General features: G+C 70.0%; 16 protein-coding genes. 11 read left to right on the plus strand and 5 right to left on the minus strand.

Translation table 11 applies throughout. The annotated features are described in order from the left end of the window. The first annotated feature begins 32 nt into the window (after positions 1–32). The 3 genes from ACFY1L_RS38885 to ACFY1L_RS38895 all read left to right on the plus strand — a co-directional run bounded on the left by ACFY1L_RS38885 (position 33) and on the right by ACFY1L_RS38895 (position 3,701). On the plus strand, positions 33–1,559 hold the full coding sequence (locus tag ACFY1L_RS38885) for an FUSC family protein (protein ID WP_388835484.1): 1,527 nt from the start codon (positions 33–35) through the stop codon (positions 1,557–1,559). A 58-nt stretch (positions 1,560–1,617) separates the two neighbouring features. Further along, positions 1,618–2,163, plus strand: a complete 546-nt coding sequence (locus ACFY1L_RS38890) for a TetR/AcrR family transcriptional regulator (protein WP_388835487.1) — start codon at positions 1,618–1,620, stop codon at positions 2,161–2,163. A 92-nt stretch (positions 2,164–2,255) separates the two neighbouring features. Next, positions 2,256–3,701 (plus strand): MFS transporter, encoded by a 1,446-nt coding sequence (locus ACFY1L_RS38895; protein WP_388835490.1) that lies wholly within the window; start codon positions 2,256–2,258, stop codon positions 3,699–3,701. Positions 3,702–3,767: 66 nt separating this feature from the next. Here ACFY1L_RS38895 and ACFY1L_RS38900 read toward each other — a convergent pair whose 3' ends face one another. Then, on the minus strand, positions 3,768–5,201 hold the full coding sequence (locus tag ACFY1L_RS38900; RefSeq protein WP_388835492.1) for an amidase: 1,434 nt from the start codon (positions 5,199–5,201) through the stop codon (positions 3,768–3,770). A gap of 57 nt (positions 5,202–5,258) precedes the next feature. Between ACFY1L_RS38900 and ACFY1L_RS38905 the strand changes: the two genes are divergently transcribed. The 6 genes from ACFY1L_RS38905 (at position 5,259) to ACFY1L_RS38930 (ending at position 12,502) form a co-directional block, all read left to right on the plus strand. Then, a complete protein-coding gene (locus ACFY1L_RS38905; RefSeq protein ID WP_388835495.1) occupies positions 5,259–5,849 on the plus strand; it encodes a TetR/AcrR family transcriptional regulator in 591 nt (196 codons plus the stop codon). After that, complete coding sequence (locus tag ACFY1L_RS38910; RefSeq protein ID WP_388835498.1) at positions 5,833–6,948, plus strand: epoxide hydrolase family protein; 1,116 nt, start codon at positions 5,833–5,835, stop codon at positions 6,946–6,948. The genes ACFY1L_RS38905 and ACFY1L_RS38910 overlap by 17 nt, the downstream gene beginning before the upstream one ends. A 181-nt stretch (positions 6,949–7,129) precedes the next feature. Then, positions 7,130–9,418 carry a Tat pathway signal sequence domain protein gene (locus ACFY1L_RS38915; RefSeq protein ID WP_388835501.1) on the plus strand — a complete coding sequence of 763 codons (2,289 nt, stop codon included), beginning with the start codon at positions 7,130–7,132 and terminating at the stop codon, positions 9,416–9,418. A gap of 65 nt (positions 9,419–9,483) precedes the next feature. After that, positions 9,484–10,338: a helix-turn-helix domain-containing protein gene (locus tag ACFY1L_RS38920; protein WP_388835504.1), complete on the plus strand. Its 855-nt coding sequence runs from the start codon at positions 9,484–9,486 to the stop codon at positions 10,336–10,338. A gap of 59 nt (positions 10,339–10,397) precedes the next feature. Next, positions 10,398–10,823 carry a VOC family protein gene (locus ACFY1L_RS38925; protein WP_388835507.1) on the plus strand — a complete coding sequence of 142 codons (426 nt, stop codon included), beginning with the start codon at positions 10,398–10,400 and terminating at the stop codon, positions 10,821–10,823. A gap of 128 nt (positions 10,824–10,951) precedes the next feature. Further along, complete coding sequence (locus ACFY1L_RS38930) at positions 10,952–12,502, plus strand: metallophosphoesterase (RefSeq protein ID WP_388835510.1); 1,551 nt, start codon at positions 10,952–10,954, stop codon at positions 12,500–12,502. 265 nt (positions 12,503–12,767) lie between these two features. Here the strand turns inward: ACFY1L_RS38930 and ACFY1L_RS38935 are convergent, their stop codons facing one another. From ACFY1L_RS38935 to ACFY1L_RS38950, 4 genes are read right to left on the minus strand one after another with little or no spacing between them, the layout of a single operon-like run. Further along, positions 12,768–13,388, minus strand: a complete 621-nt coding sequence (locus tag ACFY1L_RS38935) for a hypothetical protein (RefSeq protein ID WP_388835513.1) — start codon at positions 13,386–13,388, stop codon at positions 12,768–12,770. A 5-nt stretch (positions 13,389–13,393) separates the two neighbouring features. Then, entirely contained in the window at positions 13,394–14,263 is an 870-nt protein-coding gene (locus tag ACFY1L_RS38940) for a carbohydrate ABC transporter permease (protein WP_388835516.1), read from the minus strand. Then, positions 14,260–15,204 carry a carbohydrate ABC transporter permease gene (locus ACFY1L_RS38945; protein WP_388835519.1) on the minus strand — a complete coding sequence of 315 codons (945 nt, stop codon included), beginning with the start codon at positions 15,202–15,204 and terminating at the stop codon, positions 14,260–14,262. The genes ACFY1L_RS38940 and ACFY1L_RS38945 overlap by 4 nt, the downstream gene beginning before the upstream one ends. Continuing rightward, the gene (locus ACFY1L_RS38950) at positions 15,201–16,484 is read right to left on the minus strand and encodes an ABC transporter substrate-binding protein (RefSeq protein ID WP_388835522.1); all 1,284 of its coding nucleotides are present in this window, start codon (positions 16,482–16,484) and stop codon (positions 15,201–15,203) included. Before ACFY1L_RS38950 ends, ACFY1L_RS38945 begins: the two co-directional genes overlap by 4 nt. Positions 16,485–16,782: 298 nt before the next feature. Here ACFY1L_RS38950 and ACFY1L_RS38955 point away from each other — a divergent pair, with 298 nt between their 5' ends. Beyond that, positions 16,783–17,916 carry a S1 family peptidase gene (locus tag ACFY1L_RS38955; protein WP_388835610.1) on the plus strand — a complete coding sequence of 378 codons (1,134 nt, stop codon included), beginning with the start codon at positions 16,783–16,785 and terminating at the stop codon, positions 17,914–17,916. 178 nt (positions 17,917–18,094) lie between these two features. Further along, positions 18,095–20,542 (plus strand): GH92 family glycosyl hydrolase, encoded by a 2,448-nt coding sequence (locus ACFY1L_RS38960; RefSeq protein WP_388835525.1) that lies wholly within the window; start codon positions 18,095–18,097, stop codon positions 20,540–20,542. Positions 20,543–20,557: the final 15 nt, after the last annotated feature.

Genomic DNA, 20,557 nt, shown 5'->3' on the forward strand with positions numbered 1-20,557 from the left:
GTCACAAGGGCGAGGCAAGGGAACGGACAACCATGGTGGCTGCGAAAACAGAGTCGCTGTGGGACCGCTTCGCCGCCGCCGACCCGGGGTTGCTGCGGCTGACCGCCGCCCTTCGTGCCGTCCTCGGTCTCACGCTCACCCTGGCCGCGCTGATGATCCTGGACCAGCCGTCAGTCGTGCTTCTGGCCGGCGGCTTCACGGCGGTGGTCACCTCGTTGGGGATCAGCGACCTGCACCCCCGCAACCAGTTCCTCACCCTGCTCGCCGGGGCTCCCGTGACCCTCGCCGCGTTGACGGCCGGGGGCCTCCTGGCACCCTTCCCCCTCGCCTCCCACCCGGCCTTCCTGCTGCTGATCTTCGCCGCGGTCTATGCGCGCCGCTTCGGGCGACGGGGCCTGGACCTGGGGATCTTCGCCTTCATGGCGTACTTCCTGTCCCAGTTCGCCAGGATCCAGTCCCACCAACTCCCGCAACTGACCGGGACGTTGGCCGTCGCTTTCGCGGCAGCGGCGGTCACTCGGCTCTGCCTGGTGCCGACGACGTCGTACGGAATCCTGAAGCGGATGAGGACGGGGTTCGACGTACGGCTGCGTGATGCGCAGCGGGCCACGTCGGAGCTCCTGGCGGATGGCACGGGCAGCGTCCGCGGAGTCGTACGACGTCTCGACCGGCTGCACACCTCCGCGGTGCTGCTGCAGGAGTTCCTGTACGAGGCTCCTGGCGGGCTGCTCGGCGACACGGCGGCGGAGCTGCACCGTACGGCACGTGCGGACACGGCCGCTCAGCGGCTGGGGACGGCAGGGCCTTCCGGCCCGCGGCGGCAGACGACACGGCAGGCGTTCCAGGTGACCGCCGCGGCCGCGCTCGCCGTACTCGGCGGGCATCTTCTCTCTTCGCACCTGTGGTACTGGGCCGTGGCCACGGCGTGGGTCGTGTTCATCAATGCCGAGCACACCGGGGACGTCCTGCTGCAGAGTGGTCGGCGGCTGATCGGCACGGTCGCCGGGGTGCCGTTCGGATACGGCCTCGCCGTCCTGGCCGACGGGCACACAGCCTTGGCCCTGGCCTTTCTCCTCGCCTGCATCTTCGGGATGTTCTACACCCCCTCCGGCAGCTACTGGGCGGTGACCTTCTTCATCACCGCCTCGCTCAGCATGGTGCTCTCGCTCCTGCACACGCTCTCCCCTGAACTGCTCGCCCTCCGTATCCAGGAGACCGTTCTGGGGGCCGGATGCGGGATTCTGGCGGCCGCGCTGGTCGTCCCCACGACCGTCCGGGCGGTCGCCGAACTCCGTCTGAGGGAGCTGCTCTTCGTTCTCGACCGCCTCGTACGCTGCGCGCCGCAGGCCGACGGCCCGGAGCGCGCAGCCGATGCACATGATCTCGATCAGGCGCTGGAGGCCTTCCGCAAGGCCTGCCGCCCCCTGGTACACCCGCTCAATCCGCGCCGCGCCGAGCGTGCCCGGGTCCGCGGTGTGCTCGAACGCGTGGAAGCCACGTCCTTCCACGCGCGAAGCCTCGCCACCGAGACGGGACACCCATCACCCTGCAACGCCTGAAGCCGCATTGGCGGGAGCTCGTTTGACACCATCCAGATGTGAGTGATTAATTGCTTCCATGGAAACGAGGACACGACAGCGCTCCACTGCCGAGGAACGCCGAGCCACGGTCATGCGTACGGCGATCAAAGCCTTCGCCGCGCGCGGGTACTACGGGACCTCGACGATGGACGTGGCCAAGGCCGCCGGCATTTCGCAGGGTTACCTGTACCGGCTGTTCAAGGACAAGGAAACGCTGTTCGCGGCCTTGGTCGACTACTGCTCCGACCGCCTGCGGGAGGCTGCCGCTTCGGCCGCCGCGTCGGTACGCAGCACCGATCCGGAAGCGGTCCTCAAGGCGATGACGGCCTCGTACGACGACGTCATCGCCGACCGGGACGTCCTCATGATCCTCATGCACGCCAACTGCAGCGCGAGCGAGCCGGTCATCGGCGAGGCGGTGCGCACCTGCTACGCCAAGCAGGTCGAGTACGTCCGCGCCGTGTCCGGCGCCTCGGACGAGCAGATCCGTCGATACTTCGCCGACGGCCTGCTGAGCAATGTCGTGGTGGCGATCGACGCCGCCTCCGTCGACGCCCCCTGGGCACGCACACTGCACGCCTAGGGAAAGCGTCGAGCCGGGCCGCCCCGAGCGGCCCGTTTCTTTGACCCAAGATGTAAGCGGTCAACCACTTACTAACGAGAGGCTGTCTCCTCATGCCGTCCCCCTCCCCGCGCCGCGGGACCGGGCTGCTGCTGGCCCTGCTGGCGTTCGCCCAGTTCATCAGCGCCATCGACTACAACATCGTCTACGTCGCCCTGCCGGAGATCGGCCGCGAGGTCGGCTTCGACGCACACAGCCTGCAGTGGGTCGTCAGCGGCTATGCCGTCGCCTTCGGCGGCTTCCTGCTGCTGGGCGGCCGGGCCGCCGACATCCTCGGCCGACGACGGGTGTTCTCCACCGCCCTGACCTTCTACGGCCTGTCCTCCCTGGCCGGCGGACTCGCCACCGACCCCGGACTGCTCGTGGCCGCCCGCGCCGTCCAAGGACTCGGCGGCGCCCTCCTGTTGCCCGCCACCCTCTCCCTGATCGCCACCACCTTCACCGAAGGCGCCGAACGCAACCGAGCGCTTGCGATCTGGGGCGGAGCCGGGGCCGTCGGCCTGGCGCTCGGTTCGCTGCTGGGCGGCATCCTGACCAACTACTTCGGCTGGGAAGCCGTCTTCTACGTGAACGTCCCGCTGGCCCTGGGCGCCGCCGCCGCGGCCTTCGCCATCGCCCCCAAGGACGCGCCGCGTGAGCACGGCCGCAGCTTCGACCTGGCCGGCTCACTCACCGCAACGGTCGGCTTCACAGCTCTGGTCTTCGCCGTCGTACAGGGCCCCGAGGCCGGCTGGACCTCCGCCGAGACCATCGCCGCGCTGCTGGCCGGCGTGCTGTTCATCGGGGTGTTCCTGCTCATCGAGACCCGCGCCGCACACCCGCTGATGCCGCTGCACCTGTTCCGCAACCGCAGCCTGGTCGCCGCGATGGGCATCACCTTCGTCTTCATGGGCACCTTCGGCGCCCAGTACTACTTCTTCACCGTCTATCTGCAGACCGTCCGCGGCTACGGGGCCCTGGCCACCGGTCTGGCGTTCCTGCCCTCGGCGCTGGTGGGCATGGTCGGCACCAAGCTCAGCGAGAAGCTGCTCGGCAAGGTCGGCGTCCGCGCCACCATCATCACCGGACTGCTCCTGGGCGCCGTAGGCATGACCGCCCTGGCCCTGGCAATGTCCCCCGGCGGCGGTTACCCGGCCCTGCTCCCCGGCGTCGTCCTGCTCAGCCTCGGTCAGGGCATCGCCTGGACCGCGATGTTCGTCGCGGCAGGAACCGGGGTCGAGGCCCACCATCAGGGCATCGCCTCGGCCATGGCCTCCACCACCCAGCAGATCGGCTCCGCGGTCGGTCTGGCGATCCTGGTCGCCATCGCCAACTCGGGCCTCCACACCGCGACCGGCCCCGACCTCGTCCCCGGCCTGCGCACCGCCGGCTTCAGTGCCGCCGCCCTCACCCTCCTCGGCGTCGGCATCGCCCTCACCCTGCGCCGCCCCGCCCCCATCGCCTCGACACCCGTCGCGGGCCAGGCAGAGCAGCGAACGGAGACCGACATCTCTGCCTGAGGCACGACAGCGGTGATCGCCATCGCGAGTGCGATCGGGCGATCACCGCCCTACTGCCGAGGCCCGTCAGCTGCCGGGGAGGTCGGGGTGGCGGTCGCGGACCGAGCTGACCGTTTCGAGTGCGGCGCCCAGGCGCAGGACGGTTGCCTCGTCGTACCAGCGGGAGACGAGCTGGACACCGACCGGCAGGCCGCCGGCGGTGGTTCCGAACGGAAGCGACAGTGCCGGCAGGCCGGTGAGGTTGAACGGCACCGTGGCCCGCATGATGCCGCGCGCCGGCACGGTCCGGTCGCCCACCCGGTACTTCGACTGCGCGTGCGGCGGGGCCGGGAGGGGGCACACGGGGCACAGGAGCGCGTCGTAGCACTCGAAGTATCCGGCGAACAGCGAACCCAGCGTATCGACTTGCCGGCCGGCCGCGACCAGGTCGGCAGATGTCACTTCCGGCGCTGTGATCGCTCGTTGGGTGACGGTGTACAACTCCGGCTCGCGTCCGGCTGCAATCTGCCGGAAGAACGGCACGATCTCCGCGGTGAACAGCACGGCGCTGGACGCCGTCCCGTCGACCGCCTCCAATGTCTCCACCATCTGTGCAGGAGCGGGTTCGACGCTGCAGCCGAGGTCGCGCAACGCGTCGGCGGCGGCCAGGACCGTGGCCGTCACCTCACCGTCAACGGGACCGAAGCCGGGTTCGGTGATCCAGCCGACCCGCAGCCCGGACACCTCGCCCGGAGTGTCGGCACGGTCGATGCCCGGCGGGAAGTGCCGCACCTCGCCGTCCACGCCGTCAGGACCGGAAAGCACCCGCAACGCGGTCCCGATGTCCCGCACGCTGCGCGCCATCGGGCCTACGTGCCAATAGCGGCGCGGAACTTCCGGCCAGTGTCCGGTGATCGGGATCCTCCCCCGGGTCGCCTTGAGCGCCACGATCCCCGTGTCGTGGGCCGGCCCGCGCACCGAGATCGCGATGTCGCTGCCCAGCCCGAGCGGCGACATCCCGGCGGCGATCGCGGCCGACTCGCCGCCGCTGGATCCACCCGGTGTCCGCTCGCCGTCCCAGGGATTGCGGCACCGGCCGACGAGCGCGTTGTCGGTCTCGGTCCAGTACGAGAACTCCGGCAAATTCGTCTTGGCCAGCACGATCGCTCCGGCCGCCCGCATGCGGGCCACCGCGGTGGCGTCCGCCGCCGCGACATGGTCCCGGAACAGCGCGGAGCCGCGCGTGGTCACAACGCCCGCCACGTCCAGCGCGTCCTTGACCGTGAACGGCACACCGTGCAACGGACCCGTCGGGGCGCCGGCTGCGACCGCTTCGTCCGCGGCACGGGCCGCGGCGAGCGCCTGCTCGGCGAGCACGGTCACCATCGCGTTGATCCCCGGGTTCACCTCGTCGATCCGGTCCAGGTGTGTCCGGACCACCTCGACGGCCGACACCTGCCGGGTCCGGATCAGCTCGGCCAGCTCGGTCGCGTCCCGGTAGAAGAGCTCGTCCACACTCACGTCCCTCTTCGCAGCCCGATGCGTACATCCGTTCTTAGCCAGTGTACTTTTGTTCTTATGGCGAAGGTGGAGTCCCCCCGGCGAGCTCGTCGGCACGATCCGGAGCGCAGGCAGCGAGTGCTCGATGCCGCTCTCGACGTGCTCGTGAGCGACGGCGCGGCAGGCATCACGCACCGGAAGGTCGCCGCGCGTGCCGACGTGCCGTTGGGGTCGGTCACCTACCACTTCGCGAGCCTGGCCGATCTACTCGCCCGGGCATTCGCCCGGTACGTCGAACAGCGGACTGCCGAGTTCGAGAACCTCTTCACGGCGGTGCACACACGCGACGACCTCGTCGAGGTCCTGGTCGATCTCGTGCAGGGCGGTCCGTCCCGGCGCCGCAGCGCGGTCCTGGGCTTCGAGCTGCATCTGGCGGCGCTGCGCAATCCCGACCTGCGCAAGCTGACGCAGCAATGGACGAAGGACAGCCGAGCCGTGCTGGCCCGCTTCACCGGTCCCGAGATCGCCGGCCGCCTGGACGCCCTGCTCGAAGGGATGATCATGCATGCACTCCTCACGACGGAACCCGAACCACGAGAGATGACCCGGGCGGCGATCGTGCAGGCCCTGGGACCGGCGAGCGGGAGCGGCAATGATCTCGGTCAGTGACGCCGAACTGGACGAGCTGCGCGCACGACTGAAGGCCACTCGATGGCCCGAGCCCTGGCCCGTGACCGGATGGGACGCCGGTACCGACACCGCGGAACTCCGCCGTCTCGTCGCGTACTGGGCCTCGGACTTCGACTGGCGGACCCACGAAGCCGCCATCAACGCCCTCCCGTCGCACCTCGCCGACATCGACGGAACGCCGCTGCACTACCTCCGCTACGACGGCGAACACCCGGACGCCCTGCCGATCGTCCTGACGCACGGCTGGCCCAGCTCCTTCCTCGAACTGACGGCTCTCGCCGACCGGTTGGCCGCTCCGTCCCGCTACGGAGGCACACCCACGGACGCCTTCACTGTGATCGTGCCCTCCCTGCCCGGATTCGCCTTCTCGCCGCAGCGCCCCCAACTCACCGACACACCACAGACCCACGACCTCTGGCACCGGCTGATGTGCGACGTACTCGGCTTCGAGCACTACGCGGCCCACGGAGGGGACCTGGGCGCCGGCATCACCTCACGCCTTGCCGAGGCCCATCCCGACGAAGTCGTCGCCATCCATGTGCTGGCCGTGGCGGGCCCGCAGGACTACGACGCCTCCGGTCTCACCCCGCAAGAGCGGACGTACCTCGACTCCCTGGCCGCCTGGCAGCAGCAAGAGGGCGGCTACCAACACCAGCAGAGCACTCGCCCCCTCACCCTGAGCCATGGCCTGAGCGACTCGCCTGCCGGCCTGCTCTCCTGGATCGTCGAGAAGTACCGCGCGTGGAGCGACTGCGGCGGCGACCTGTCCTCCCGGTTCAGCGACGACTTCGTCCTCACCCAGGCCTCCCTCTACTGGTTCACCGGCACGATCTCGACCTCGTTCAGGCCCTACTACGAGTACGCCCACGGACTGACCCGACGTGTGCGGCGCGTGCACGTCCCCACGGCCCTCGCGCTCTTCCCCGCCGACTTGAGCCGTCCGCCGCGGAGTTGGGCCGAGCGCACCCACAACATCACGCGTTACACCCACATGCCCCGCGGCGGGCACTTCGCCGCGCACGAGGAACCGGGCCTGCTCGCACGGGACATCACCGAGTTCTTCCGCACCTACCGCTGATCCATCGGATCAATCTTCGGTCGAGTGGGACTGTTGACGCCTCTCGCGAGCCAGTTCTACGCTGCGCCAACAGATAGATCCGATGAATCTGTTACGGCTGAATCTGCTACGGCATTGCCTGCGATCCCTCTCGCGCACCCCTGCAACGTTCAGGAACCGTCGCATCTTGGAGGCACCCGCAATGACCTCTAGACGAGTCGTGCTCGGCTCGGTGCTGGGCGGCACAACTGCCGCTGCCATCCCCGGAGTTGCCCAGGCCGAGCCCGCCCGTGACTTATCCGCCACCGACCCGCGCAGCGCTCGCTGGCAGTTGCACAACCGCATGGAATCCGACGGCGCCTGGGCCGACTTCCTGCGCGGGCAGGACCTGGTGTGGCACCGGCTGCCCACGCTCTGGTACGAGGGTCCGTTCCTGGGCGACGGGCGGCTGGGCAGCATGGTGTACCGGGAGCCGGACGCGAACAGCATCCGCTTCACGGTTCAACACGGCGAAGTCCAGGACCACCGCCCCGAGTTCGGCAGCGGCTGGGGCACCGCCCGGCTGCCCGTGGGGCATCTGACCCTCGACCCGGCCGGCACCATCACGGGCGTCGACTGGCGGCTGAGCCTGTGGAACGCCGAACTCACCGGCACGATCACGACCGACAAGGGGACCCTGACCCTCGCCGCCTTCATCCACGACGGGATCTTCGCGGCTCGTGTGACCGCCGACGGTGACGAGGAGGTCCGCTGGACCTTCCATCCCGAAGAGGCCATCAGTCCACGGAAGATCCAGGAGGCGCCGCCGGCCGGGTATGTCGCCAACCCGCCCTGGACCACGCAGACGACTGGCGATGTCGAGCAGGTCCTCCAGCCGCTCGTCGGCGGCGGGCAGACCGCGACCGCCCACCGCCGCTCGGGCAACACGCTGGTGCTCAGCGTCGCGCACAGCCACCCTTCGAACACCCGGGCCGGGGAGGTCTCGCTCAAGAAGGTCCAGCGGGCGGGGTCGTACGGAACTCTGCGTTCGCAGCACACCCGTTGGTGGCACGCCTTCTACCGCAAGAGTTTCGTCTCGATCCCCGACCAGCGGCTGCAGAGCTTCCACTGGATCCAGCTGTACAAGGTCGCCTCGGCCAGCCGCGCGGGCGGTCCGGTGATGGCCACCTCCGGGCCGTGGCTGGAGCCCACGCCCTGGCCCGCCGTCTGGTGGAACCTCAACGTGCAGTTGGAGTACTGGCTCATCCACGGCTCCAACCACCTGGAACTCGACTCGCTGGCCAGCACCCTGAGGCAGAGCCAGGAGCAGCTGGTCGCCAACGTGCCCGCCTCGTACCAGTCGGACAGTGCCGGCATCGGCCGCAGCTCCGACATGTTCGCCAACCGCGGCGTCGGAACTCCCGGCACCGGCGCCGAAGTGGGCGATCTGACCTGGGCGTTGCACAACGCGTGGCTGAGCTACCGGCACACCATGGACGAGGCGTTGCTGCGCGACACGATCTACCCGCTCTTGCGCCGCGCGATCAACTACTACTGGCACTTCCTCCAGCCGGGCGACGACGGCAGACTCCACCTGCCGTCGACGCTCTCCCCGGAGTATCCGGTGGTTCCGCCGAAGGACACCAACTACGACCTGGCGCTGATCCGTTGGGGCTGCACCACTCTTCTGGAGGTGGCCGAACACCTCGGAGTCGACGATGCGCTGAAACCGCGCTGGCAGGAGATCCTGGCGAAACTGACGCCGTATCCGGTCGACGAGAACGGCTTCATGATCGGCGCGGACACGCCCTATGCCCAGTCCCACCGCCACTACTCCCACCTGCTGATGGTCTATCCGCTGTACCTCGTCAACTGGGACCAGCCGGAGCAACGGGAGTTGATCGAGAAGACGGTGGTCCGGTGGCATGCGCTGACGGGTGCGCACCGCGGCTACAGCTATACGGGCGCCGCGTCGATGTACGCGATGATGGGCCGCGGTGACACGGCACTGTCGTATTTGAAGAAGTTCTTCGATCCCACCACGCGCTACCCGTGCCGGGCCAACACCCACTACACCGAGGCCGGTCCGGTCATCGAGACGCCGCTGTCGGCCTCGCAGTCCCTGCACGACATGCTCTGCCAGAGCTGGGGCGGGGTCGTCCGGGTCTTCCCCGCCGTGCCGGAGTCGTGGGCCGATGTCACCCTCCACGACTTCCGTGCGCAGGGGGCCTTCCTGGTCAGTGCGGTGCGCTCCGGAGGGGTCACGCGTTTCGTGCGGGTACGCAGCCTGGCGGGCGAGCCGCTGGTGCTCCGGCACGGTCTGCCCGACGGCCGACTGACCGCCGTTCTCGACGACGGCCGTCCGGCGCACACCCGCACGACCTCCGACGGCAACCTCGCCGTCGATCTGCCCAAGGGCCGCGAGGTCCTGCTCTACGTCGGCGAACGGCCCGACCTCGTCATCTCCCCGGTGGGCGTGAGTGAGTCGGGTGAGCCGTGGGGGCTGCCGTAATCAAGGGCCGTGCGTGATCCTGCTCAGCTGCTGCGCGGTGCGGGTCGGCGCAGGAGAATGAGCGCATGGGTGGTGGGTTCGTGGACGAGGCGGTGCGGGCGGTGCCTGCGCCGCCGCTGCGGGGGCTGGTCGGCTGGTACTCCGGGTACCGTCAGCGCGGCATCCCGCACGGCCGGCACCGCGGACTGCCGTCGCCGTGGCTGACGCTGATCCTCACCCTCGACGAACCGCTGAGCATGGCCACCCACCCCGACCCGTTCGCCACCCCCGGCGACTACCTCACCCTGCTGGGCGGCCTGCACCTCACGCCGGCGCTCATCGACGTGCCCGGCCGGCAGTCGGGCATCCAGGTCGCGATCAGCCCGCTGGGCGCCCGCGTCCTGCTCGGGCTGCCGGCCGGGGAGCTGGCCGGGATCGACGTCCACGCCGACGACGTCCTGGGCGCCGATGTGCGCGAGGTCCACGACCGGCTGCACGAGGCACCCGACTGGGCCGCCCGCTTCCACGTCGTCGACAGCTGGCTGCTCGGCCGTTTGTCCCGGCTCGACGGCGTGGCGACGGCCTCCGCCGATCCGGTCGCGGGCTCCTGGCAGCGGCTGCTGTCCAGCGGCGGCCGACTGCGCGTCGACCGGCTCGCCGCCGAGACCGGCTTCAGCGACCGGCATCTGCGCAACCGCTTCCGCGCGGAGATCGGTCTGACGCCCAAGGCGGCCGCCCGGGTCATCCGCTTCGACCTGGCACGACGTCGACTGGCCCGTCGCCCCGGCCGCCCCGACCTCGCGGGGCTGGCCGCCGACTGCGGGTACGCGGACCAGTCGCACCTCGACCGCGAGTTCGCCGCCCTGGCCTCCTGCACGCCGAGCGCATGGCTGGCGCAGGAGTTCCGAAACATCCAATCCGGGCACCACCCGTCCACCTGACCCTGGTGGTGACCGCCGGCCGCTCCGGCCGGCTCCCGCGAGAGGGAAGGCGCACGATCATGACCAGTACGTCCGACACCGCCAAGCAGCCGCCCGCCCCGCAGGTCTGGCCCACCCTGCGCGCGAACGACGCCCGTGCCCTGATCCGCTTCCTCCTCGACGCCTTCGGCTTCGAGGAGACAGTGGTCTACGGCGAGGCCGACCGGGTCGAGCACGCCCAGCTGAGCTGGCCCGAGGGCGGCGGCGTCATGCTGGGCTCGGTGCGCGAGGACCAGGACCCCGCCACCGGTCCGACCCCGCCGGGCGCCTTCAGTGCCTACGTCGTCACCGCAGACCCGGACGCGGTGCACGCCCGCGCGAAGGCCGCCGGCGCCGAGATCACCATGGACCTGCACGTCACCGACTACGGCTCCCGCGACTTCGCGGCCCGCGACCCCGAAGGAAACAGGTGGTATTTCGGCACATACCGCGGCGAACCGCGCTGATCATGACGAGGTGAGCATTATCACCCCGGCCGATCCGAGGCGGACCCACCTGGGATTTGTTCCTCTCCGTACTCTGTCGCGCCCTCGACAGCACTGCGGTCGTTCACTGCGGGCGGGCACACTTGGGCATGCGCTGCTGCCTGTCCGCTCCCCTTGCCGCCCTGTCGGCGCTCCCCGATCCCTGCCAGATCATGCGATCCGGTGCCCTCCTCACGCCCGCGCTGCTGCGGACCGCCGCCGATGCCCTGCGCGGCCCCGGGGGCAGGAACAAGCACCGTCACCGCGGCGGCGTGGCGGCCGTCCATCTGGAACTGGTCACGCTGACCGAGGACCGTGCAGTCATCACCTGGTACACCGGGGTGCCCGGCACCGGCGACGGCCTGGGCCACATGCTCCCCGCGGTCACCGAGGGCGAGGTCGTCTACGGCACCCATCCCGGCCGCCTGAACCGCGTCGCGGCGGAGGACGGGCCGGTGGCGCACCACTATGTGGAGCTCACGGACCTGGAGCCCGGGCAGACGTACTACTACCAGGCCCGCTCGCGGGGCGTGGCCGCGACGCCCACACCGCTGCATCTCGTGCGCGGCAACGCGGTAGGCACCAATCGCCACGGGCTCGGCTCGATCGGGGGTCCGTACTCCTTCACCACGCCGCAGCCGCCGCCGGGGCGGCATCTGCTGTCGATCGCGCTCTGCAACGACCTGCACCTGGGCGAGACCACCGCCGGCCTGGTGACCGGCGTCCCGCTGATGCGCGGGGTGCGGCAGGCGCAGGGCCGCGCGCCGTATCCGGAGATCATGAGCCGGGCGGTGGTCGAGGAGGCCCGTCGGCGCGGAGCGGACGTGCTGCTGGCCGCGGGTGACATCTCGGCCGGGGGCCAGGCACAGGACCTGGCCGAGGCCAGGCGGATCCTGGACGGCTTCGGTGTCCACGGACGGGACTACTTCGTCGTACGCGGCAACCACGACCGGCCCGGGCACGGCAACTGCCGGTCCTGCGACGGCGGTTGCGGGGACTCCTTCCGCGACGGGTTCCTCGACGGCGAGGGGCCGTCGTACTTCGCGCGCGATCTCGGCGGGCTGCGGATCGTCGGGCTCGACACGTACGAGAAGGTGGGCAACGGCGCCGACGCCGGGGGCCTCGGAGACGAGCAACTCTCCTGGTTCCGGGCCCGGTTGAGGGAGAACGAGGACCAGCCCACCGTGGTGTTCGGGCACCATCCGCTCGCCGTGCGGGACTCCGTCTTCCCGGTGACCGGCGGACAGCGCCTCGGCCGGCGTCAGGCCCGCTCCATCCTCGACGCCTACGCGAACTCCCCCGGGGTCTTCCTCCACCACGCGGGCCACACCCACCGCAACAAGCGCACCGTGCTGCCGCAGGCCCCGCATGTCACGATGCAGGAGGTCAGCGCGGTCAAGGAGTATCCCGGCGGCTTCTGCCTGGTCCGGATCCACTCGGGCGGTTTCGCCGTGAACCACTACAAGTCCAGCGGCCTGGCCGCCCGCGAATGGGGCGAGCGCAGCCGCCGCGTGGCCGCCGGTCTCTGGCCGCACCACGCCCTCGGCCGCTCGGTCGCCGACCGCAACAGCATGACCCCCCGAGACCTGTCAGGCATCACCCGCCCGACCCCGAAACTCCCCGCCCAGCGCCGACCGCAGGCCGTACGTCCACTGCCGTAGGGCCTGCCCGGCGGATCAGGTCGGTCTCGGGCGACGTGGAACGCGAGGGATCAGCTCAGCGAACGGACCAGCACCAGTGCGGGAACACGTGCCAGGGCCCACGACGCCGAGCTGATCCGCCCGACCGGCCCTGCACCCCGCGGCACATCACACCGCCTCCTTACGGACTTCCCGGTGTGTTCCGGGCAGCATCGGGGCAGGCGTCCTGACGTCGGTGGCATCCGCCCCATGAATCCCACGCCCAGGGTGCCACCGGCGCGAGCCTTCACCCAGGGGCGGCGGAACGCCGTACGTCGACGGCCGTGAGTGCCAGCGCCAGCGGGCCCGGCACCAGGAACGCCAGGGGTACCAGCATCCACGCGCACAGCGCGGCCGTCGCCACGGCGAGCAGGACCAGGGCGCTGCCGCCCGCGTCCCGTACCGCATCCCGCGCCCCCTCCCGCACCGCCACACGCCAGTGCGTGAGCGATTCCGGACGGGCGCAGGCCCGCAGCCCCACCACCACGGCGCTCGCGCCGATCCCGGCAGCCACCACCGCGAAAAGCGGCGCCCCGGGCAGCCCCACCCCGGCCAACGCCAGATCCGCGGCGAACAGCAGCAGCCCCGCCGACGCTACGGCCCCCGCGACCAGGTCGCCCGCCCGCAGGCGGCGTCGCAGCAGGCCGAAGTACCGTCCAGCGGTGGCAGGTTGGTCCTCTCCCGCACCCCGCAGCACCCCGCATGCCGTCGACAGCGCGGCCGGCGCGGTCAGCAGCGGCAGGCAGGCGACGGCAGTGGCGAGGCCGACGCTCAGCATGTCGGCGAACAGCGTCATCCGCGGTCCGAAGACCTCGCCCGGCTCGCGCGTCCGCGTCCCGCCCGTCTCCGTATCGGGCCTCCCGCTCATCCTCCTCACCCCTTCAGCCCGGAGCTGGCCATGCCCTCCACCAGGAACCGCTGGAAGGCGAGGAAGAACAGCACGATCGGCAGCAACGCGATCACCGACATCGCGAACATCGGCCCGAACGCCGACTGGCTGGACGCGTCCACGAACGACCGCAGGGCCAGCGTGAGCGTGAACTTGTCCGGGTCGAAGAGGTAGATCAGCTGGGTGAAGAAGTCGTTCCAGGTCCAGATGAACGTGAAGATCGCCGTGGTGATCAGCGCGGGCCGGGTGAGCGGCAGGATCACCTCGAAGAAGCTGCGGAAGGGTCCGCAGCCGTCGATCCGGGCCGCCTCCTCCAACTCCCTCGGCAGACCGCGCATGAACTGCACGATCAGGAACACGAAGAAGGCCTCCGTGGCAAGGAACTTCGGCAGGATCAGCGGCCAGTAGGTGTTCACCAGGCCGAGCTTGTTGAAGATGATGTACTGCGGAATCAGCACCGCGTGGTGCGGCAACATGATCGTCGCGATCATGAACGCGAACAGCGGTCCGCGGAAGCGGAATCGCAGCCTTGCGAAAGCGTAGGCGGCGAGCGAGCAGCTGATGACATTGCCCAGCACCGCGCCGCCCGCGATCAGCAGCGAGTTGCCGAGCAGCCGCCAGATGGACACGTCGTTCACGCCGTCCAGCGCGGTCTTGTAGTTCGACCACTCGAGGTGGCTGGGCAGCAGGTCGAGGCTTGCGATGACCTCGTCGGCCGGTTTGAGCGAGGTGGCCAGCAGCCAGGCCAGCGGGTAGAGCATGACCAGCAGTGCGGCCAGACAGCCGAGGTGCACGGCGATCCGACCCCGGCGAACCGGCTTGCGGGATACGACAGTTGAGGCAGTCGTGGTCATCGGTCCCCCTCGGAGGCATAGAAGACCCAGGAGCGCGAGGTGCGGAACAGCACCGCGGTCACGGCACCGATCACCAGCAGCAGCACCCAGGCCATCGCGGAGGCGTAACCCATGTGGGAGGCGACGAAGCCGCGGTCGTAGAGGTAGAGGGTGTAGACGAGGGTCGAGTCGGCGGGTCCGCCCTTGCCGCCGCTGACCGCGAAGGCGGGCGTGAACACCTGGAACGCCTGGATGGTCTGCAGCACCAGGTTGAAGAACAGCACCGGGGACAGCATCGGCACAGTGACGGACAGGAACTGCCGCCATTTTCCAGCCCCGTCCACGGCAGCCGCCTCGTACAGCTCCGCCGGTATCTGCTGCAGCCCGGCGAGGAAGATGACCATCGGCGCCCCGAACTGCCAGACCGTCAGCAGCGCCACGGCGAGCAGCGCCCAGCCGGGCTTGTTGACCCAGCCGCCGGTGCCGAAGAGGTTGTCCACCGTGCCGCCGTCGTTGAAGACGGCCCGCCAGACCAGGGCGATGGACATCGACGCGCCGAGCAGCGAGGGGGCGTAGAAGGCGGAGCGGTAGAAGCCCTTGCCGCGCTTCATGGACTTCAGGGCGAGCGCGACGACCATCGCCAGCGCCAGTTGCAGGGGCACCGCGATGACGACGTACGTCAGGGTCGTCACGACCGACCGCCAGTACCGCGGATCCTCGGTGAACATCTGCGTGTAGTTGCGCAGGCCCACCCAGTTCGGCGGGTTGAACAAGTCGTAGTCGGTGAAGGACAGATACAGCGACACGGCCATCGGCAGCAGCGTCAGCACGGTCGCGCCGAGCACCCAAGGGGACAGGAACACCCAGGCGGCGCCCTCGCGTTCGCGCTTGGGGCGGCGTTTGGCCTTCGGCACGGACCGGGGCGGGCGTGCGGTGGTTGCGGGGACGTCGGTGGTGGTCATGACCTCAGCTCCGCCTTCGCCTCGGTGACGTAGTTCTCGGCCGCCTCGCGGGGCGACATGCGCTCGTACGACACCTGGTCGTAGTCGCGCTGGAAGGTGGTCTGCAGGGCGTTGTCGCCGGACGGCGGGGCCTGCGGCGGGTCCTTCAACGTGCCTTCCAGCAAGGCCTGGTAGTCGGCGACGGTCTTGTCGAAGTCCTTCAGCTGCGCGGCGGTCTGCTCGCGGATGGTCTCGTTGACGGGTATGCCGCGGGTCGCGCCGAGGATCTTCGCCGCCTGCTGGTCGTTGAGGAGGAAGTCGATCAGTTCGGCGGCCTCCTTGCGGTGGCCGGTGTGCGCGCCGATGCCGAGAAACATCGACGGCTTGAAGTACTGCCCGGGCGTGCCGTCCTCGCCCGACGGCATCGGCGCCAGCGCGACGCCGCCCTTGACCAGCGCGAGGTAACCGCTGGACGGCGCATCCCAGTTGAAGTCGGCGGTGGCCTTGCCACGGCCGAGCGGGGTGTTCTCGACGGAGCCGTCGAGCTGGGTGGTCTGCTCGGCCGGGGAGACCGCGCCCTCGCGCCGGAGCTTGTCGGTGAAGGTCCACCACCGGGCGAGGTCTTCGGCGGTGAAACCGAGGCCGCCGGCCTTGGTGTAGAGGGACTTGCCCTGGCCGCGCAGCCACACCTCGAAGGCGTCCTCGCTCTGGCCCGGGTCGGTGCCGCCGGGCTTACCGGTCTTCTTGGCCAACTCCCGCATGTCGTCGGCCCATTGGGTCCACGTCCAGCCCTTGCTCGGGAGTGGCACTCCGGAGGCCTTCCAGGCCTTCACGTCGTAGACGACGGTCTCGGTGCCGCGGCCCTGCGGGATCGCGAACTGCGTTCCGTTCACCCGGCCGGTGGCCAGCAGGCCCGCGTCGATCTCGCCGGTGCGCAGGGTGTCCTTGACCTTGCCGAGGTCGAGCAGGACGTGTCCGGAGGCGTACTGGTCGATCTGGCGGTAGTCGAGCTGCATCACATCGGGTGCGTCGCCGCCCGTGGCCTGGATGGCGAGCTTCTGCTTGTAGGCGTCGTAGCCCGAGAAGGATGTCTGCACCTGCACGTTCGGATGGTGTTTCTCGAACAGGGCGACGGCCTGCTCGGTGCGTGCCGCGCGGTCGGGGTTGCCCCACCACGTGTATCTCAGCACGACCTTGCCGCCGCCGACCGACTCCCCGGAGCCCCCGCAGCCCGCCAGAACCGCACCGAGGGCGAGTGCGGCGGCCGCTGCGCAGAACCCCATTGTCCTGTGTCCGGGCATGCAGAGGTCACCTCTTCCTCCGCGCACCCTGCCGAGCACAAAGCGCGCAGAAAGCGCTTGCAATCGCAAGCGACCCTAGGTGCGGGTCATTGTCAGGACAACCCCCGTGCACCCAAGTCGCGCCACCCACAGCCCGATTGAGATTGGACTGGACCTCTTCCGGTATTGGCATGGACCTGTTCATGATCCCCGACTATGCTCTGCCGCGCATGAAGTGAGAGCGCTCTCAACGTTCTGCTGTTCCACCCCCACCCTGCTGGAACAACGAAGGGCTACTCCCTTGAGACGCACAACAGCCATGCGCACCGGACTGTCCGCACTCCTCCTGCTCGGCACCTGGGCCACCGCGAGCACCATGCCGGCCTCCGCTTCGGACGCCCACGAGGGCTCCGCCGAGGCACCCGCCTCCGCCGGGCTCCTCACCGCGATGCAGCACGACTTCGGACTGACAAAGAGCCAGGCCGAGGCTCGCCTGGCCGCGGAGAAGACGGCAACTGCCGTGGAACGCAGGGCGAAGCGCGCCGCCGGATCGTCGTACGGCGGCTCCTGGTTCGACGCGGGAAGCGGCAGGCTGACCGTCGCCGTCACCCGGGCGGCAAGCGCCGAGACCGTACGGGCGACCGGAGCCGACGTACGCCTCGTGAAGCACAGCGCGAAGCAGCTCGACGCCGCGAAGGCCCGCCTCGACAAACTCAACGCACCTGCCGGGGTGAGCAGTTGGCACGTCGACCCCAAGGCCAACAAGGTCGTCGTGGACGTCGTCTCCGCGCGAAAGAATGACAACGATGTCCGACACTTCCTGACTCGGGCCCGCCAGGCGGGCCCGGTCACCGTGCGGCAGACGTCCGCCGCACCCGAGACCTTTGCCGCCGGGACCGTCGGCGGCGACCCGTTCTACACCGGCAACGTCCGCTGCTCCATAGGCTTTTCGGTGTACGGCGGGTTCGTCACCGCCGGGCACTGCGACCAGCACACCGGCGCGGTGTACGGCTGGGACGGCTCGTACGTCGGCAACTTCCAGGGGTCGTCGTTCCCGGACAACGACTACGCCTGGGTGAACGTCGGCAGCGGCTGGTGGACCGTGCCGGTGGTGCTCGGCTGGGGCACGGTCTCGGACCAGCTCGTGCGCGGGTCCGCCGAGGCCCCCGTGGGCGCGTCCATCTGCCGCTCCGGCTCCACCACGCACTGGCACTGCGGCACCGTCCTCGCGAAGAACGAGACGGTCAACTACAGCCAAGGCTCGGTCTATCAGCTCACCAAGACGAGCGTGTGCGCCGAGCCCGGTGACTCCGGCGGCTCCTTCATCAGCGGCGACCAGGCACAGGGCGTCACCTCCGGCGGCTGGGGCAACTGCAGCTCCGGCGGCGAGACCTGGTACCAGCCCGTCAACGAGATCCTCAACCGATACGGGCTGACCCTGCACACCGCCTGAGCCGCACCCCGGGGTGCACGACACACAAGTGCCGTGGATTCACCGGCAGTTCACCGAACCTGCCGTCCACGTCGGTTCGTGTCGTGCACCAACGGCCTACGCTCGACGGCGCCTTGGCGGCGGACGCACTGGTGGCGTCCGCCGCCCCCACTGTCCGACCGACGGAAGGTTCCGTCTCATGGTCCTCGGATCCGCGGCCGCCGCACGGCGGTTCGGGGTGAGAGCCGCCGCTCTCACCCTCACCACCGCGCTCGCCGCAGCACTGCCCGCGCCGGGTTCGTCGGCCGCCGACCAGGCCGATGCGGTGGCCGGTCCCACCGCGTACGTCGATCCCCTCATCGGCACGACGAACGGCGGCAACACCTACCCCGGCGCCACGCTGCCGTACGGCATGATCGCCTGGTCGCCGACCAGCACCACCGGCGACCAGACCAGCACGGGCGCCGCGAACGGCTACGAGTACAACGTGCGGCGGATCCGCGGTCTGAGCCTCACCCATGTCAACGGCGCCGGCTGCAACCCGGGGGCCGCGGGCGACGTACCGATCATGCCGTTCGTCGGGGACGTCACGTCGTCGCCGTCGGCCGACACCAAGGACGCCGTGTACGCGGCGAACTTCTCGCACGACAACGAACGTGCGGTGCCCGGCCGTTACTCGGTCGGCCTCGACTCCGGTGCCCGCGCCGATCTCGCGGTGACCCGGCGCGCGGGCGTCGCCGACTTCACCTTCCCGGCGGACAAGCCGGCGAGCCTGCTCTTCCGCGTCTCCAACTCCCTCAACGGCAGCGAGGACGCGCACATCGACATCGACCGGGCCCACCGCAAGGTGACCGGCTGGGTGCTGACCGGTGCGTTCTGCGGCCGGCGTGCCAACGGCGGTACCAACAACCGCAAGAGCTACTACCGGCTGTACTTCAGCGCCTCCTTCGACCGCGACTTCGCCACCACGGGCACATGGAAGGACGGCACCCTCTCCCCCGGCGCCACGTCGGGCGGGGGCGGCGAGGGATACGCCACCGGCGCGGACCGGGCCGGGCGCGGCTCCGGCGGCTGGGTCGGCTTCGACACGGACTCCGACAACGATGTCCGGATGCGCCTGGGTATTTCGTACGTGAGCCTCGCGGGCGCCGAGTCCAACCTCCGCCGCGAGATCGCCCCGGACGCGAGCGTCGACGACGTCGCTGCCGACGCCACCCGCGCCTGGGACCGCGAACTGCGCTCCGTCCGCGTGGACGGCGGCACCACGGCGCAGCGCACCACCTTCTACACCGCGCTCTATCACGCCCTGATGCAGCCCAACCTGATCAGCGACACCGACGGCCGCTACCCGGGGATGGACGGCGAGCCGCACCGCCTGGCACGCGGGCAGGGCGCGCAGTACAGCAACTTCTCCGGGTGGGACCAGTACCGGGCGCAGGTGCAGCTGCTCGCCCTCCTCAAGCCGCGTATCGCAGGGGACTTCGCGCAGTCCCTCTACAACTTCGCGCAACAGCACGGCGGCGTGTGGGACCGCTGGGTGCACATCAACGGGGCGACGCACGTGATGACGGGCGACCCCTCGGCGGCCACCCTGGCGACCTTCTACGCCATGGGCGTGCGCAACTTCGACTACCGGGGCGCCTTCGACTCCCTGGTCCACCAGGCCACCGTGCCGAACCCGGACGGTCTGTCGGATGCAGGCTGTCCCGGCCAGTGCACAGGCCAACGCCCCAATCTGGCCCAGTACTTGACCTCGCACTATGCCGCGCAGGACGTCTGCCACTGCTGGGGCGGGGCCGCCGAGACCCTGGAGGACTCGGTCGCGGACGCGGCGCTCGGAAGGTGGGCCAAGCTGCTCGGCCGTGACGAGCAGGCCGCCGAGTTCACCGAGCGCGGCGGCTGGTGGCGCAACGTCTTCAACGCCGAGGCCACGGACGGCGCGGGCACCACGGGCTACGTCCAGGCCCGCAACCTCGACGGCTCCTGGGTCTCGCCGTTCAGTCCGGGCAGCGACCGCGGCTTCGCGCAGGGGACGAGTGCGACATACACCTGGATGGTGCCGCAGGACGTCCAGGGCCTGGCCGGGGCGATGGGCGGACGGGAGAAGGCTGCCCAGCGGCTCGACGGCTTCTTCCACAAGCCGGACGGCTCCTGGTCCGTCAAGGGCGGCGACCCACTGCGCTACGACCCCACCAACGAGCCCGGAATCCACGCCCCTTGGCTCTACAACGCGCTGGGCCAACCCTGGAAGACCCAGTCGACGGTCCGGCAGATCCTCAACACCGTCTACGGCACCGGACCGGCCGGCCTGCCCGGCAACGACGACCTCGGCACCATGTCCGCCTGGTACGTCTTCTCCGCGCTCGGCCTGTATCCGCAGACCCCGGGCAGCGCCTCGCTGCTGCTGGGCACGCCGCTGTTCCCGCACGCCGTGGTCGACCGGCCCGCCCGGACCGACATCGTCATCGACGCGCCGGACGCCGATGCCGACCACCCGTACGTGAGTGCCGTACGCCTCAACGGCCGCCCGCATGACCGCTCCTGGACCGAAGCGGAACTGCTCCGCCAAGGCGGCACGCTCGCCTACCGCCTCGCTTCCGAGCCGGACACCGCGTGGGCGACCTCGGCTGCGGGGCTGCCCGAGTGAGCCGGCGGGTGATGC

This window comes from Streptomyces sp. NPDC001663, assembly GCF_042893105.1.
In the GTDB taxonomy this organism is placed as follows: Bacteria; Actinomycetota; Actinomycetes; order Streptomycetales; family Streptomycetaceae; genus Streptomyces.